General features: G+C 74.4%; 14 protein-coding genes. 8 read left to right on the top strand and 6 right to left on the bottom strand.

The features are described from left to right. Positions 1 to 34: 34 nt before the first annotated feature. From paaZ to paaK, 3 genes are read right to left on the bottom strand one after another with little or no spacing between them, the layout of a single operon-like run. Entirely contained in the window at positions 35 to 2,086 is a 2,052-nt protein-coding gene (gene paaZ, locus PGN05_RS16530) for a phenylacetic acid degradation bifunctional protein PaaZ (RefSeq protein ID WP_419753650.1), read from the bottom strand. Between the two features lie 57 nt (positions 2,087 to 2,143). Next, positions 2,144 to 2,752 (bottom strand): TetR/AcrR family transcriptional regulator, encoded by a 609-nt coding sequence (locus tag PGN05_RS16525; protein WP_419753649.1) that lies wholly within the window; start codon positions 2,750 to 2,752, stop codon positions 2,144 to 2,146. Then, the gene (gene paaK, locus PGN05_RS16520; RefSeq protein ID WP_419753648.1) at positions 2,749 to 4,095 is read right to left on the bottom strand and encodes a phenylacetate--CoA ligase PaaK; all 1,347 of its coding nucleotides are present in this window, start codon (positions 4,093 to 4,095) and stop codon (positions 2,749 to 2,751) included. The genes PGN05_RS16525 and paaK overlap by 4 nt, the downstream gene beginning before the upstream one ends. 227 nt (positions 4,096 to 4,322) lie before the next feature. Between paaK and paaA the strand changes: the two genes are divergently transcribed. The 8 genes from paaA to PGN05_RS16480 all read left to right on the top strand — a co-directional run bounded on the left by paaA (position 4,323) and on the right by PGN05_RS16480 (position 10,940). Next, a complete protein-coding gene (gene paaA, locus PGN05_RS16515) occupies positions 4,323 to 5,315 on the top strand; it encodes a 1,2-phenylacetyl-CoA epoxidase subunit PaaA (RefSeq protein WP_419753647.1) in 993 nt (330 codons plus the stop codon). Positions 5,316 to 5,362: 47 nt separating this feature from the next. Next, positions 5,363 to 5,674: a 1,2-phenylacetyl-CoA epoxidase subunit PaaB gene (gene paaB, locus PGN05_RS16510; protein WP_419753652.1), complete on the top strand. Its 312-nt coding sequence runs from the start codon at positions 5,363 to 5,365 to the stop codon at positions 5,672 to 5,674. 101 nt (positions 5,675 to 5,775) lie between these two features. Next, complete coding sequence (gene paaC, locus PGN05_RS16505; RefSeq protein ID WP_419753646.1) at positions 5,776 to 6,684, top strand: 1,2-phenylacetyl-CoA epoxidase subunit PaaC; 909 nt, start codon at positions 5,776 to 5,778, stop codon at positions 6,682 to 6,684. Further along, on the top strand, positions 6,681 to 7,193 hold the full coding sequence (gene paaD / locus PGN05_RS16500; protein WP_419753645.1) for a 1,2-phenylacetyl-CoA epoxidase subunit PaaD: 513 nt from the start codon (positions 6,681 to 6,683) through the stop codon (positions 7,191 to 7,193). Before paaC ends, paaD begins: the two co-directional genes overlap by 4 nt. Further along, a complete protein-coding gene (gene paaE, locus PGN05_RS16495) occupies positions 7,194 to 8,279 on the top strand; it encodes a 1,2-phenylacetyl-CoA epoxidase subunit PaaE (protein ID WP_419753644.1) in 1,086 nt (361 codons plus the stop codon). It begins immediately after the preceding gene. Then, a complete protein-coding gene (locus PGN05_RS16490; protein ID WP_419753643.1) occupies positions 8,276 to 9,049 on the top strand; it encodes an enoyl-CoA hydratase-related protein in 774 nt (257 codons plus the stop codon). Before paaE ends, PGN05_RS16490 begins: the two co-directional genes overlap by 4 nt. Beyond that, a complete protein-coding gene (locus tag PGN05_RS16485) occupies positions 9,046 to 9,495 on the top strand; it encodes a thioesterase family protein (protein WP_419753642.1) in 450 nt (149 codons plus the stop codon). The genes PGN05_RS16490 and PGN05_RS16485 overlap by 4 nt, the downstream gene beginning before the upstream one ends. A 56-nt stretch (positions 9,496 to 9,551) precedes the next feature. After that, positions 9,552 to 10,940 (top strand): MFS transporter, encoded by a 1,389-nt coding sequence (locus tag PGN05_RS16480; RefSeq protein WP_419753641.1) that lies wholly within the window; start codon positions 9,552 to 9,554, stop codon positions 10,938 to 10,940. Between the two features lie 29 nt (positions 10,941 to 10,969). Here the strand turns inward: PGN05_RS16480 and PGN05_RS16475 are convergent, their stop codons facing one another. The 3 genes from PGN05_RS16475 to PGN05_RS16465 form a co-directional block, all read right to left on the bottom strand. Next, on the bottom strand, positions 10,970 to 12,193 hold the full coding sequence (locus tag PGN05_RS16475) for an MFS transporter (RefSeq protein WP_419753640.1): 1,224 nt from the start codon (positions 12,191 to 12,193) through the stop codon (positions 10,970 to 10,972). Positions 12,194 to 12,255: 62 nt separating this feature from the next. Beyond that, positions 12,256 to 13,035: an IclR family transcriptional regulator gene (locus tag PGN05_RS16470; RefSeq protein ID WP_419753639.1), complete on the bottom strand. Its 780-nt coding sequence runs from the start codon at positions 13,033 to 13,035 to the stop codon at positions 12,256 to 12,258. Between the two features lie 13 nt (positions 13,036 to 13,048). After that, positions 13,049 to 13,744: a TetR/AcrR family transcriptional regulator gene (locus PGN05_RS16465; protein ID WP_419753638.1), complete on the bottom strand. Its 696-nt coding sequence runs from the start codon at positions 13,742 to 13,744 to the stop codon at positions 13,049 to 13,051. Positions 13,745 to 13,834: the final 90 nt, after the last annotated feature.

Below are 13,834 nucleotides of genomic sequence, written 5' to 3'. Positions count from 1 at the left end.
CTCGGGAGCGGTTTCCGCTCCCGAGCGACTCCGCTCAGGCCGGGGGCCAGGTGTTGGCGACCATGGTGAGGACGTCGTAGGTGGCCACCGGCCGGCCCGCGGTGTCGACCACGACGGCGTCCCAGCGGACCTCGCCGTGGTCGGCGCCGCCCCGCGGGGTGATCTGCTTGCAGGTGAGCGTGACCGTCAGCTGCTCCCCCGGCTTGACCGGCGTCAGGAACCGCAGGTCGTCCACCCCGTAGTTGGCCAGCACCGGGCCGGGCGCCGGGTCGACGAAGAGCCCGGCCGCCCACGAGACGATCAGGTAGCCGTGCGCGACCCGGCCGCCGAACAGCGGGTTGGCCGCGGCGGCCGCCTCGTCGGTGTGCGCGTAGAAGGTGTCGCCGGTGAACTCGGCGAAGTGCTCGATGTCCGCCAGGGTGATCGCGCGCGGGCCGGCGGTGATCGAGTCGCCGATGCGCAGCTCGGCCAGCGACTTGCGGAACGGGTGCACGCCGTCGTCGGTGCGCCGCGCTCCGGTCACCCAGCGCCCGCCGACGGCGGTGAGCACGTCGGGCGAGCCCTGGACGGCGGTGCGCTGCATGTGGTGCAGCACGCCGCGGATACCGCCGAGCTCCTCGCCGCCGCCGGCGCGGCCCGGGCCGCCGTGCACCAGCACCGGCAGGGGCGAGCCGTGGCCGGTGCTCTCCGCCGCGTCGTCGCGGTCGAGCACCAGGATCCGGCCGTGCGCGTGCGCCGCCCCCAGTACGAACGCCCGGGCGAACTCCCGGTCGGCGGTCACCACCGAGCCGACCAGGCTGCCCTGGCCCCGGGCGGCCAGCTCCACGGCCTGCGCCACCCCGTCGTAGGGCAGGACCGTGCTGACCGGTCCGAACGCCTCGACGTCGTGCGGCTCGGCCGCGCCGAGGTCGTCGCAGCGCAGCAGCATCGGCGGCAGGAAGGCGCCGCGGTCGCGGTCGGCGCCGACCACCTCGAAGCGCTCCGGATCGCCGGCGACCAGCTCGGCGACGCCGCGCAGCGCCTTGAGCGAGCGCAGCACCTGCTCGCGCTGGTCGAGGCCGGCCAGGGCGCCCATGGTCACGCCCTCGGCACCCGGCGCCCCGACGACGACGCGGGACAGCCGTTCCCGGGTGGCCTCGACGACGTCGTCCACCAGCGCGCGGGGCACGAACGCCCGGCGGATCGCCGTGCACCTCTGGCCGGCCTTCACCGTCATCTCGGTGACCAGCTGATCGACGAACAACCCGAACTCGGGGGTGTCGGGGCCGGCGTCGGGTCCGAGCACCGAGCAGTTGAGCGAGTCGGCCTCGGCGTTGAACCGCACCGAGTTGGCCACGACCGCGGGGGAGCTGCGCAGCGCGCGGGCGGTCGCGGCCGACCCGGTGAACGACACCAGGTCCTGCCCGGCCAGCCCGTCGAGCAGGCCGGTCGGGCTGCCGGCGAGCAGCTGGACCGAGCCCTCGGGCAGCAGGCCGGACTCGACGACGGCCCGGACCACCGCCTCGGTGAGGTAGGCGGTCTGGCTGGCCGGCTTCACGATCGTCGGCAGGCCGGCCAGGAACGCCGGCGCCAGCTTCTCCAGGAACCCCCAGACCGGGAAGTTGAAGGCATTGATCTGCACGGCGACCCCGCGCAGCGGCGTGTAGAGGTGCTGGCCGGCGAAGGTGCCGCCCCTGCCGAGGGGCTCGACGGGGCCGTCGAGGACGACGGTGTCGTCGGGCAGCTCACGGCGCCCCTTCGACGCGTAGGAGAGCAGGGTCCCGACGCCGCCGTCGACGTCGACCGCGCTGTCCCGGTCGGTGGCGCCGGTGCGGCGGGAGAGGGCGTAGAAGGCGTCCTCGTCCGCCATCAGCCGCAGACCCAGCTGCTTGAGCAGGCCGGCCCGCTGGGAGAACGTCAGCTCGCGCAGTGCCGGTCCGCCGACGGTGCGGGCGTGGTCGAGCATCGCGGGCACGTCGAGGCCGGTGCTGCTGATGCGGACGACGGTCTCGCCGGTGACCGCGTCGGCGATCGGCGTCCCGTCGTCCGGCGCCGCGTACCACCGCCCCGCGACGTAGCTCTCCAGGAGGGGCGCTGAGCTGGTCATGGTGCTCTCCTCGCGTCCCGGCGGGGACCGGGCCCGGCAGGGGTCGGTGGGCGGGGGTCAGGACCTGGCGCGCAGGCCCTCGAAGGTCGTGGCGACGAGCGCGTCGGCGAGCTCGTCCGCCGACAGCCCGCCGTCCGGGCGGTACCACTCGGTGAGCGAGTTGACGGTGCCGAACAGCAGCCGGCTGGTGACCGCGGGGTCGACGTCGGGGCGGACGTCGCCCTCCTCCTCCGCCGCGCGGACCAGGTCGGTGACGATCCGGTCGAACTCCCGGCGGCGCTCCAGGGCGGCCTCCTCGACCGGGGAGTTGCCGCGCACCCGGAGCAGCAGCGTGACGAAGGACAGCTGCTCGGTGAGCACCCGCACCGAGCCCCGGACGACGTGCTCGAGCCGGTCGATGGCCGGGCCCGTGGTGGCGCCGGGCTCCTCGGTGACCGCGAACAGCGCGTCGAGCGCGCGGTCCAGCGCCAGCCGGAGCAGCTCGACCTTGCTGGCGACGTGGTGGTAGATGGCCGACTTGGTGACGCCGAGCCGGGTGGCGAGCTCGTCCATGCTGGTGGCGTCGTAACCGCGCTCGTTGAAGACCGCGACGGCGACGTCGAGCAGGGAGTCCAGCGAGTGACCGGGCCGCCCCCGCCGTCCGGCCGTGGTGCTCGAGGCGGTCACGCCCCCGTCCGCTTCCGCAGGTCGCGCAGCCGCTGCAGCTTGCCCACCGACCGCGGGAGGGTCTCGGGGTCGACGACCAGGACCTCGATGCTCGTGCCGACCATGTCCTTGACGCCCTTCGCCACCTCGGCGGCGGCGGCGTCCCGGCGCTCGGCCGGGCTGTCCGGGCGCGCCTCGATCCGGCAGGTCAGGTGGTCCAACCGGCCGCGCGTGGTCAGCTCCAGGGCGAAGTGCGGGCTGAGCCCCGGCGTGCGCAGCACGATCTCCTCGATCTGGGTGGGGAAGAGGTTCACCCCGCGCAGGATGATCATGTCGTCGGTGCGGCCGGTGACCTTCTCCATCCGGCGCATGCCCGGCCGAGCCGTCCCCGGCAGCAGGCGGGTGAGGTCGCGGGTGCGGTAGCGGACGACCGGCATGGCCTCCTTGGTCAGCGAGGTGAAGACCAGCTCCCCGCGCTCGCCCTCCGGCAGCACCTCGCCGGTGAGCGGGTCGATGACCTCGGGGTAGAAGTGGTCCTCCCAGATGTGCAGCCCGTCCTTGGTCTCCACGCACTCCTGGGCGACGCCGGGTCCCATCACCTCGGACAGGCCGTAGATGTCGACGGCCTGGATGTCGAGGCGCTGCTCCATCTCGCGGCGCATCTGCTCGGTCCACGGCTCGGCGCCGAAGATGCCGATCTCCAGGCTGCTGGCGCGGGGGTCCAGCCCCTGCTTCTCGAACTCGTCGATGACGGTGAGCATGTAGGACGGCGTCACCATGACGATCCGAGGCCGGAAGTCGGTGATCAGCTGCACCTGGCGCGGGGTCATGCCGCCGGACACGGGGACGACGGTGCAGCCCAGCTGCTCGGCGCCGTAGTGGGCGCCCAGCCCGCCGGTGAACAGGCCGTAGCCGTAGGCGTTGTGCAGCACGTCGCCGGGGCGCCCGCCGGCGGCGCGGATGGAGCGCGCCATGACCGTCGCCCACGTGCCGAGGTCGCGCTCGGTGTACCCCACCACGGTGGGCCGGCCGGTGGTGCCGGAGGAGGCGTGCACGCGGCGCACCTGCTCGCGCGGCACGGCGAACATGCCGAAGGGGTAGTTGTCGCGCAGGTCGGTCTTGCTCGTCGTCGGGAACCGCGCCAGGTCGGCGAGCTCCCGGCAGTCGTCGGGGTGCACCCCGGCGTCGTCGAAGGCCCGGCGGTAGTGCGGCACGTTCTCGTAGGCGTGCCGGAGGCTCCACCGCAGCCGCTCCAGCTGCTGGGCCCGGAGCTCGTCGAGGGACAGCCGCTCCGCCGGGTCCAGGGTCCCCGGGTCGGGCGCCGTCCCGAGCCGCCGGGTGGTCTCGCTGGTCGCAGCCGTCATGGCGGGTGCCTCCGTGGTCGCCGCGTCGTCGCCGGACGGTCGGCGGGGGCCGGTCCTCCCCAAATACCGACCAGATGGTCAGGTAACCAACTCCGCCCCGCGCCCGCTGTCAAGACCCCCGGCGCCGGCGCGCGCCCGGTCTTGTGCCGGGCGCCGTTCTCGGGCACACTCTTTACCGACCAAGCGGTCAGTAAATGACCTCCCGCCGTCGCGAACGAGGGAACGAGATGTCAGCGCCGACTCTGGACCGGCCCGGGGGCGAGAGCCCCGTCGACACCGCCGCGCTGCAGGAGCACTTCGACACCACGATCGCCGCCGAGCACCGGATCGAGCCGCGGGACTGGATGCCCGAGGGCTACCGCAAGACCCTCATCCGGCAGATCGCCCAGCACGCGCACTCGGAGATCATCGGCATGCAGCCCGAGGGCGACTGGCTGCTGGCCGCCCCGAGCCTGCGGCGCAAGGCGATCCTGCTGGCCAAGGTCCAGGACGAGGCCGGCCACGGCATGTACCTGTACTCCGCCGCCGAGACCCTGGGCGCCGACCGCGCCGACCTCACCGACAAGCTCATCGAGCGCAAGCAGAAGTACAGCTCGATCTTCAACTACCCGACGCTCAGCTACGCCGACGTCGGCGTGATCGGCTGGCTGGTCGACGGCGCGGCGATCTGCAACCAGGTGCCGCTGTGCCGCTCCTCCTACGGGCCCTACGCGCGGGCGATGATCCGCATCTGCAAGGAGGAGTCCTTCCACCAGCGGCAGGGCTACGAGCTGCTGATGACGATGATGCGCGGCACCCCGGAGCAGCGGGCCATGGTGCAGGACGCCGTCGACCGGTGGTGGTGGCCCTCGCTCATGATGTTCGGCCCGCCGGACGACGACAGCCCCAACTCCGCGCAGTCGATGGCGTGGGGCATCAAGCGGCACAGCAACGACGAGCTGCGCCAGCGCTACGTCGACATGAGCGTGCCGCAGGCCCAGTTCCTCGGCGTCACCCTCCCCGACCCGGACCTGGCCTGGGACGCCGACAGCGGCCACTGGCGCTTCGGCGCGATCGACTGGGACGAGTTCAAGCGGGTCATCGGCGGCCAGGGCCCGGCCAACGCCGAGCGGATCGCCCGCCGGCGTGCCGCGCGCGACGACAACGCCTGGGTGACCGAGGCCGCCACCGCCTACGCCCGCAAGCACGACGACCGACGGGCGAGCGGGAGCGCCGCGTGAGCCTCACCAGCGAGGGCGGGCACGGCGCCGTCCCCACCGGGCCCGAGGTGCCGGTCGAGCCGAGGCCGGCCACCAGCCGACGGGACTGGCCGCTGTACGAGGTCTTCGTGCGCGGCAAGCGCGGCATCAACCACGTCCACGTGGGCTCGCTGCACGCGCCGGACGACGAGATGGCCGTGCACGCCGCCCGCGACCTCTACACCCGGCGCAACGAGGGCGTGAGCATCTGGGTGGTCCGGGCTGCGGACATCACCGCCTCCAGCCCCGACGAGAAGGACCCGCTGTTCGCCCCGAGCGGCGACAAGGTCTACCGGCACCCGACGTTCTACGAGATCCCCGAGGACGTCCCGCACATGTGAACCACCCCCTCCCTCCCCACCACCGCTCGGTAAGGACCCCCTCCTCCCCACCCCTCGCACGCTCGCGGCGGGGCCCGGGAGGGGGCCGGAAAGGCTCTCCTGTGCATGAGGAAACGGTCTACGAGGCGCTGGACCACGCTTCCGGGGGCGAGGGGCACTGGGCGTTCGGCACCGGCTTCGACGAGCCGCTGGCCGGCGTGGACACCACCGTCCCCGAGGGCATCGACCCGGCCGACCTCGGCGAGTACTGCCTGATGCTCGGCGACGACGCCCTCGTGCTGGCCCAGCGCCTGACCCAGTGGATCACCGCCGCACCGGAGCTCGAGGAGGAGGTGGCGGTCGCCAACACCGCCCTCGACCTGCTCGGCCAGGCCCGGCTGCTGCTGGCCCGCGCCGGGTCGGTGGGCGTGCTCGGCCGCTCGCGGGAGAAGGCGACGGAGAGCATCCCCGACGAGGACGCCCTCGCCTACTTCCGCGACCCCGACGAGTTCCGCCACACCGACCTGGTCGAGGCCCCGAACGGCGACTTCGCCCAGACCATGGTCCGGCTCCTGGTCGCCGCCACCGTGCGACTCGCCGTCTTCCACCGCCTGCGGGAGTCGCGGGACCCCGTGCTGGCGGCGGTCGCGGCCAAGGGGGTCAACGAGCTCGCCTACCACCGCGACCACGCCGCCCGCTGGGTGCTCCGCCTCGGCGACGGCACCGAGGAGTCGCACCGCCGCACCCAGGCCGGCGCCGACGCCGTCTGGCCGCTGCTGGACGACGTCTTCACCGCCACCGACGTCGAGGCGCGGCTGGCGCGGGCCGGCGTCGCGGTCGACCCGGCCGACGTGCGCGACGAGGTGACCGACGTGCTCACCCAGGTGCTGGAGCGGGCCACGCTACGGGTGCCGGCGGAGCCGGCCGACGCACCCCCGCGCGGGCGCCGCGGCCAGCACACGGCGGAGCTCCCCGAGCTGCTCGCCACCCTGCAGGGCCTCGCCCGACGGCACCCGGCGGCCACCTGGTGACCGCGCCGACCGCGACGACCGGCCCGCGCGCGGTGGCCGAGACCGTCACCGACCCCGAGCTGCCGATGCTGACCCTCGCCGACCTCGGCGTGCTGCGCGACGTCCGCGTCGAGGACGGCGGGACGGTCGTCGTCGACATCACCCCGACCTACTCCGGCTGCCCGGCGATGGGCACCATGCGCGCGGACCTGCTGCACGCGCTGCACCGGGCGGGCTTCCCCGACGTCGAGGTCCGCACCGTTCTCGCCCCTGCCTGGAGCACCGACTGGATCAGCGCCGAGGGCCGCCGCAAGCTGGCCGCCGGCGGCATCGCCCCGCCGCGGAGGGCACCGGTCCGCCCCGCGGGCCCGGTGCCGCTGCAGCTCGGGCCGACCCGCCGCACCGCCGCCTGCCCGCTGTGCGGATCGGACGACACCGAGGAGCTCAGCGAGTTCAGCGCCACCGCCTGCAAGGCCCTGCGCCGCTGCCGCAGCTGCCGCGAGCCCTTCGAGCACGTCAAGGAGATCTGAGTGACTCCCGCCCAGGCCCCCGCCCGCCGCCGGCCGCGGTTCCACCCGCTGAGAGTGGCCGCCGTCGAGCGGCTCACCGACGACGCCGTCGCGGTGACCTTCGACGTCCCGCCCGAGCTGGCCGAGGACTACGCCTTCAAGCCGGGCCAGGCCCTCACCCTGCGCCGGGTGGACGGCGACCGCGACGAGCGCCGCTCGTACTCGATCTGCGCCCCCGTCGGCGCCCCGCCGCGGGTCGGCGTCCGGGAGGTGCCCGGCGGGTTCTTCTCCTCCTACCTGGTGCACGCGGTGCGCCCGGGCGACCAGATCGAGGTGCTGCCGCCGTCGGGCACCTTCACCGCGGACCTGTCGGTGCCCGCCGACCACGTGTTCGTCGTCGCCGGCTCCGGGATCACCCCGGTGCTCTCGCTGGCCGCCAGCGTGCTGCGCGACGGGCGGTCCACGGTCACCGTCTTCTACGGCAACCGGCGCACCAACACCGTCATGTTCGCCGACGAGCTGGCCGACCTGAAGGACCGCTACGGCACCCGCCTGCAGCTGGTGCACGTCCTCTCCCGCGAGCCGCGGGACGCCGAGCTGACCAGCGGCCGGCTCGACGGCGCCCGGCTGCGCACGCTGGTCGACCACCTGGTCGACGCCGAGCACGTCGACCACTGGTGGCTGTGCGGCCCGCACGGGATGGTGGCCGACGCTCGCGAGCTGCTGGCCGAGCTCGGCGTCCCGGCCGAGAAGGTGCACCAGGAGCTGTTCTACGTCGACGACGTCCCCCCGGAGCCGGTCCGCGGCGACGAGGAGACCGTCACCGGCCCGAGCAGCCAGGTCACCGTCGTCCTCGACGGGCGCACCACCACCCTCGCCCTCCCCCGCGACGTGCCGGTCCTGGACTCCGCCCAGAAGGTGCGCGGCGACCTCCCGTTCGCCTGCAAGGGCGGGGTCTGCGGCACCTGCCGGGCACGGGTCACCGAGGGCGAGGTGCGGATGCGGCGCAACTACGCGCTCGAGCCCCGGGAGGTCGAGGCGGGCTACGTGCTCACCTGCCAGTCGGTGCCGCTGTCGGAGACCGTCACCGTGGACTTCGACGCGTGAGCGGCGACCGGGTGCTGCGGGTCGACGTCGGCCGGGGCGTGGCCACGCTGACCCTCGACTCCCCCGCCAACCGCAACGCGCTGTCCCGCGCGATGCGGGCCCAGCTGCGGGAGGCACTCGCCGGCGCGCTGGCCGACGACGCGGTCCGGGTGGTCGTGCTCGACCACACCGGCCGGGTGTTCTGCTCCGGCATGGACCTCGCCGAGGCCGCCGGCGGCGCTGCCGAGGACCAGGGGGTGAACGAGTTCCCGGCGCTGCTGGAGACGATCTGGGAGTCCCCGAAGCCCGTGGTGGCCACCGTGCGCGGGCCGGCCCGGGCCGGTGGCGTGGGCCTGCTCGCCGCCTGCGACGTGGCGGTCGCCGCGACGTCGGCGACGTTCGCGTTCACCGAGGTCCGCATCGGCATCCTGCCGGCGGTGATCTCCGCGGTCTGCCTGCCCCGGATGGTGCCGAACGTGGCGCACCGGCTGATGCTCACCGGGGAGGTGTTCGACGCGCAGACGGCCCTGACGGGCGGCCTCGTGGACCTGGTCGCGCCGGACGACGGGGTCGATGCCTGCGTGGCCGCCCAGGTCGAGGCCCTCGGGAAGGGCGCGCCGCTGGCCCTGGCGGAGACCAAGCGCCTGCTGCGGGCGGCCCGCACCGGGCCCCTGGGCGACCGGTTCCCGGACCTGCTGGGGCTGTCCGCGCGGTTCTTCGCCGGCGAGGAGGGCCAGGAGGGCATCGCCGCGTTCCGCGAGAAGCGGCCCGCCCGCTGGGTGCCCGCGTGATCCCGGTCGCCGCCGGTGCGACCGCGGAACTCGACGTCGTCGTGACCCCGGAGATGACCGTGCACTTCGACGAGCTCGGCCCGGTGCACCCCGTCTACGCCACATACACGATGGCCAAGCACTTCGAGGAGGCCGGTCGCAAGCTGCTGCTCCGGCACCTCGAGCCCGGCGAGGCCGGCATCGGGCGGTCGGTGTCGGTCGAGCACCTCGGTCCGAGCTGGGTCGGGGACCGCCTCCGGGTGACCGCCCGCTGCGTGGAGGTGCAGGGCAACCGGCTCACCTGCGCGTGCACCGCCGTCGATCCCGGCGGCCGCGAGCTCGGCCGCGGCACGACCGTCCAGGCCGTCCTCCCCGAGGAGGCCCTCCAGGCCCGCATCGGGGCAGCGGCCCGCGACCGGCGGAGGACGCCGCCCGATCGGGGTGAGCCGGGACACTCCTCCCGGTAGCGTCGTCGCCACCACACACCGGCCTCGCGGCCGGGTCGGACGGCGTGGGGAGTGCCATGTCTGCTGGATCGGCCACCGCACCTGCCGGGCGCGAGCGGGTCAGCGCCGAGGAACGCAAGGTCCTCGCCGCCACGCTCGCCGGCACCACCATCGAGTGGTACGACTTCTTCATCTACGCCCAGGCCGCCGGCCTGGTGCTGGCGCCGCTCTTCCTCGCGCCGGTCAGCGAGGACTCCCCCGGGCTGGCCACGATCATCTCGCTGGCCACGATCGGCATCAGCTTCCTGTTCCGTCCGCTGGGCGCGATCGTCGCCGGCCGGTTCGGCGACCGGCTCGGCCGCAAGCGGATGCTGGTCTTCACGCTCGTCCTCATGGGTGCGGCCACCGCGCTCATCGGCCTGCTGCCGACCTACGGCCAGATCGGGATGGCGGCGCCGGCCCTGCTCATCGCGCTGCGGATCCTGCAGGGCTTCTCGGCGGGCGGCGAGTGGGGCGGCGCGGCGCTGATGTCGGTCGAGCACGCGCCGGTCGGCCGGCGCGGCCTGTTCGGGGCGTATCCGCAGATCGGCGTGCCGGTGGGCATGATCCTGGCGACCGGCGTCCTGTGGGTCCTCACCACGGTGACCACCCCGGAGCAGTTCCAGTCCTGGGGCTGGCGGATCCCGTTCCTCTTCTCCGTGGTGCTCATCGTCATCGGCTACCTGATCCGTCGCGCCGTCGAGGAGAGCCCCGCCTTCCAGGAGATGCGGCTGCGGCGGAAGGAGTCCTCGGCACCGCTGCGCGACCTCTTCCGGACCAACACCAAGGAGGTCGTCCTCGCCGCGCTCATCTTCATCGCGAACAACGCCGCGGGGTACCTGCTCATCGCCTTCTTCATCGCCTACGCGAGCGGGACCCTGGAGATGCCCCGGGAGTCGGTGCTGCTGGCGACCACGCTGGCCTCGTTCGGCTGGCTGGCGTTCACCATGTACGGCGGCGCGCTCTCCGACCGCATCGGCCGGGTGCGCACCTTCCAGATCGGCTACGCGCTGGTCTTCGTCTGGATGATCCCGCTGTTCCTGCTCATCGACACCCGCAACATCTGGCTGTACGGCGTCGCGCTGTTCCTGCTGACCGTCGGGCTGGGGCTCTCCTACGGGCCGATGTCGGCGATGTACGCAGAGATGTTCCCGGTCGCCGTCCGGTACTCCGGGGTCTCCATCGGCTACGCCCTCGGCGCGATCCTCGGCGGCGCCTTCGCCCCCCTCATCGCCGAGGTGCTCCTGCAGTCGACCGGGTGGTCGGGGTCGATCGGCGTCTACATCATGGTGCTCTGCGTCATCTCCTTCGCGGCGGTGACCGCGGCCGGCGAGACGCGGGGGAACAACCTCCGGGTCGCCGAGGCCCACGAGCAGTTCGTCCGCGAGCACCCCGACGAGGCCCGCGAGCTCGGCCGGGGGCGGTGAGCGGCCGCCGGGCCCGTCCCGGTCGTCGCTCAGCCCGCCGTCGGGGTCCCGTCCCGCGCGGCACCGGGGTCCCCCACGGCCGCCGGCCGGTCCGGTCCCCTGCCCGCGCGCAGGACGTCGATGCTGAGGACCGCCCCGGCCACGGACATCGCCGCCGCCACGGCGAAGGGCAGCGCGAACCCCCCGCTCGCCTCCGCCAGGAACCCGCCCATGGACGTGCCGCACGTCTGGGCGAGGGCGAAGGCCAGGGTGCAGCGGGCGAAGACGGCGGAGAACTCCCGCCGCGGCAGGACGTCGGCGAGGCGGGCGGCCACGACGGAGGGCAGCCCCGACATCATCGCGCCGAAGACCAGGGCCGAGACCGTCGCCAGCGGCTCGGCGCCGGCGAGGACCAGGAGGATGGCCCCGGCCATCAGCAGGTGGCCCAGCACCAGCGCCTGCCCGCGGCCCCACCGGTCCGAGAGCTGGCCGAGCAGCACCCCGCCGACGACGAGGGCGGCGCCGACCACCGTGTACACCGCGGAGGCGTGCCCCGGGGAGAAGCCGGCGTCCTCCAGGGCCGCGACCAGGTAGCTGGTGTAGATCGAGTACGCCAGGCCGTAGGCCGCGTAGCCCCCGGCCAGCCCGCGCCACCCCGGGACCTGGCGCAGGGACACCGGGCGCCCGGGCTCCTCGGCCGGGGACCGCGGCCCCGCGCGGAGGAACCCCAGGCACGCTCCGAGCACGAGCACGGCGAAGACCGTCTCGACGAGGTAGACGCCGCGCCACCCGGAGTCGCCCCCGCCCGCCCGGAGCGAGGTGAGCCCGCCGGCGAAGACGATGCCCAGGCCGATGCCGGACCCGATCAGCCCGATCGCCGCACCCCGGCGGGACGCGGCCACGACCCCGCCGACGAAGCCCGGCGACGGGAGCCAGATCAGCGCGGCGCCCCACCCGGTCAGCGCGAGGCCGGCGGCGAGCTCGGGCACGGTGGCCGACCGGGTGAGCAGGACGAGGCCTCCCGTGCAGCAGGCCAGCCCGAGCCGGATCCAGGTCGCCGGGCGCAGCCGCCGTCCCAGCGTCCCCACCACCAGGACGGCCAGCACGTAGGCCGCCACGTTCACGGCGCCGACGACCCCCGCGACCGCGTACGAGCCCGCCAGCTCGCGTTCGATCGACGGGAGCACCAGGGAGTAGGTGAACCGGCCGAAGGCCTGGGCGACGGCCGACGCCAGCGCGACCAGCGCGACCAGGCCCCACGCACCGGTCCTCACCGCAGCCGCCCGGTGGCCGGCCGGGGGTGGGACGGGGGCACCGCGGTCCTCTCCGGTCGCGCTCAATGCGGTGCGTCGCGGCGCGCGAGGACGGCGGCCGTGCCGGCGGCGGCGGCCTTCACCGCGGTCGCGGACCCCTCCGGCCGGAACCGGGTCGCCGGGCCGGTGACGCTGATGGCCGCGACCGGCCGCTCGACGGCGTCCAGGACCGGAGCGGCCACGCAGACGATGCCGACCGCCGACTCCTCGTACTCGTAGGCCACGCCGGTCTCGGCGACCCGGTCCAGCTGGCGGCGCAGCAGGCCGGGCGCGGTGACCGTCCGCGGCGTCCGGCGGGCCAGCCCCGTCTCGACGACGCGGGCCAGCAGCTCCGGCGGGGAGTGGGCCAGCAGGGCCTTGCCGATCGCCGTGCAGTGCAGGGGCATGCGCCCGCCGATCCGGGACGGGGAGGTGGCCTGCCGGTGGCCGCCGATCTTCGCGACGTAGACGACCGACGCCTCGTCCAGGACCCCGAGGTGCACCGTCTCGTGGGTCCGCTCGTAGAGGTCCTCCATGAACGGCGTGGCCACCTCGAGCAGTCCCCGCTCGACGGAGGCGCGCATCCCCAGCTGGAACACCTGGCCGCTGAGCCGGTACCCCGCGTCGGCCTTGTCGAGCAGGCGGACCTGCACCAGGTCGCCGACGACCCGGTGCAGCGTCCCCTTCGGCATGCCGGTGCGCCGCGCGAGCTCGGCCAGGCTCACGCCGTGGTCGTCGGCCCGGAAGGCGAACAGCACGGCCACGACCTTGCCCAGGACGGTGCGCAGGTCCACCGGTGGCTGGTCCGGGGGCGGCGAGGTCATCGGGTGCGGGCGGTCAGCGCGCGGCGGACAGGTCGCGGAGGACGGAGCCGATGAACGCCTCCACGCCGAAGGCGTACTGCTCGTCGCTGGGCAGCTCCACCAGCCGATCGGAGAGCTCCACCAGCCGGGGGAAGTCGTCGGCCGGCATGGCGGCGTAGAAGTGCCGCTGCTGGCGCCGCAGCTCCTCCCCCTCCCCGCCGGGGCGGCCCCAGGGCCGGGGGGCCTGGTAGCTGGCGAACCCGATCGCGTAGGTGATGAGGAAGCCGTAGCAGCGGACGGCCAGCGGCCCGGGGATCCCCGCCGAGACCAGCCGTTCCAGGACCGCCTCCATGGCCCCGCGCCGGGCCACCGGGCTGGTGGTGACCCGCGTGGCGAACAGCCGGACCACCGACGGGTGGGAGCGCATGAGGTCCAGGAAGACGCGGGACACGACGCGCAGCGCGGTGGCCGGGTCCTCCTCCGGCTCGGGTTCGGGCAGCTCGAGCCGGCCGAGGACGTGGTCGGCCATCGAGTCGAGCAGCTCCTCCTTGCCGCGGAAGTAACTGTAGAGCGTCATGGTGCCCACACCGAGCTCCGCGGCCAGCCGCCGGACGGTCAGCCCCGACAGGTCGTTCTCGGCGTCGGAGATCCGCAGCGCCGCCTCCAGGATCACCTCCGGCGACAGCGCACTGGCCCGCGCGTCGACGCCGCGGGCACGGTCCTGAGCCACGGTGCCTCCTCCTGCTCGATCGGGTGCGGTGCGGTCGAGCCCCGTCCGGCACGTCCGCCGTCGAGGCTAGTGGGGCGCCCGGACCGGCCC

Origin of the sequence: Geodermatophilus sp. CPCC 206100, assembly GCF_048569675.1 — a bacterium.
In the GTDB taxonomy this organism is placed as follows: Bacteria; Actinomycetota; Actinomycetes; order Mycobacteriales; family Geodermatophilaceae; genus Geodermatophilus.
This window is presented reverse-complemented; position numbering and strand designations above follow the sequence as displayed.

Excerpts from the sequence above, each read along its gene's own strand:
- paaZ (WP_419753650.1), bottom strand. The coding sequence starts at position 2,086 with ATGACCAGCTCAGCGCCCCTCCTGGAGAGCTACGTCGCGGGGCGGTGG.
- paaK (WP_419753648.1), bottom strand. The coding sequence starts at position 4,095 with ATGACGGCTGCGACCAGCGAGACCACCCGGCGGCTCGGGACGGCGCCC.
- paaA (WP_419753647.1), top strand. The coding sequence starts at position 4,323 with ATGTCAGCGCCGACTCTGGACCGGCCCGGGGGCGAGAGCCCCGTCGAC.
- PGN05_RS16480 (WP_419753641.1), top strand. The coding sequence starts at position 9,552 with ATGTCTGCTGGATCGGCCACCGCACCTGCCGGGCGCGAGCGGGTCAGC.
- PGN05_RS16470 (WP_419753639.1), bottom strand. The coding sequence starts at position 13,035 with ATGACCTCGCCGCCCCCGGACCAGCCACCGGTGGACCTGCGCACCGTC.